The following is a 1,282-nucleotide window of genomic DNA, read 5'->3' as shown; positions in this document are numbered from 1 at the left end:
GAAAGCGTATTGTCCTTTCGGATCGTTAAAGCTTTGAAGCAGACTTGCATCTTGTTCGAACTGTTGAGCCACAGGTTGAAGGCTCTTTGGCAGAAGGCTTGTTGCGTCAACACCAAGGGATACTTTCACCTGATTCATGAATTCTTGTAGGAATAGTTCTGTTGGTGACAATGGCTCTTCAACCCAGTAAATACCATAATCTGTCACGTTCGCCAGCTTCGCTGCTAACTCAACGGCATCATCGAAGTCACCCATTTGGTCAACAAGACCGAATGATAAGGCATCTTGACCTGTCCAAACTCGGCCTTGCGCGACTTTGTCTACCTCTTCTACCGTCATAGCTCGGTTTGAACCAACCAAAGAGATAAAGCGTTTGTAGCCATGCTCAATGCCTAATTGGAACGCTTGAGACGCGCCCTCAGACAAGCCAGTCGTAATGCCGTCGCCAGAAAACGGTGATGTGCCAACGCCGTCGGTGTTGATACCAAGTTTGCTGAAGCCTTTTTCGAACGTCGTAATAACGCTGAAGATACCAATAGAACCTGTCAGTGTTGTTGGTTGTGCGACGATTTTATCTGCGCTCATTGAAATCCAGTAACCGCCAGAGGCCGCTAAGCTCGACATCGAAACTACAACAGGTTTGCCTGCTTTTTTTAGCGCTTCCACTTCGTTGCGAATCACTTCTGACGCAAACGCACTGCCACCAGGGCTGTCTACGCGAAGCACGACTGCTTTTACCTTCTCATCGTTACGCGCTTGACGCAGTAGACTTGCAACCGTGTCACCGCCTACTGTTCCACGAGGTTGTTGACCATCCATGATGGCGCCACTTGCAACAACAACGGCAATATCATGGTTCGCGAGTGTGTAGTCAGGGCGAATCGTTGCTAGGTAGTCGTAATAACTAATGGCGTTGTAGCTGTCTTTACCATCGCTACCAAATTCTTTGGCGAATAAGGTACGAATATCTTGGCGTGTCGCCAATTCATCAACTAACCCCATTTTGACGGCCAATTGCGCCAAATCACCATCCACAGATTTCATCTCGGTAAGCAGTTCTTCCATCGTTGGGTTTAGCACTTTGGCGTTGATGTTGCGGTTAGTCGTCACGTCATCGACAAACGCGCTCCACAACTGAGTGACCCAGCGCGTGGCAGACTCTTTTGCCGCATCCGACATGTCGTCACGAATAAACGGTTCGATAGCCGATTTGTAAGTACCGACTCGGAAAACGTGAGTGGATACGTCCAACTTCTCTAGCAGAGTTTTGTAGTACATAGAG

1 protein-coding gene is annotated in these 1,282 nt (G+C 48.4%); it reads right to left on the bottom strand.

Annotated elements, in window-relative coordinates:
- A partial coding sequence (gene sppA, locus R7P67_RS24850; RefSeq protein ID WP_318086322.1) for a signal peptide peptidase SppA occupies positions 1-1,282 on the bottom strand: 1,282 nt, incomplete at both ends.

The sequence above is a fragment of the Vibrio sp. Vb0937 genome (assembly GCF_033338855.1).
The sequence above is the reverse complement of the archived record's forward strand: the minus strand, read 5'-3'. Positions and strand labels throughout refer to the sequence as shown.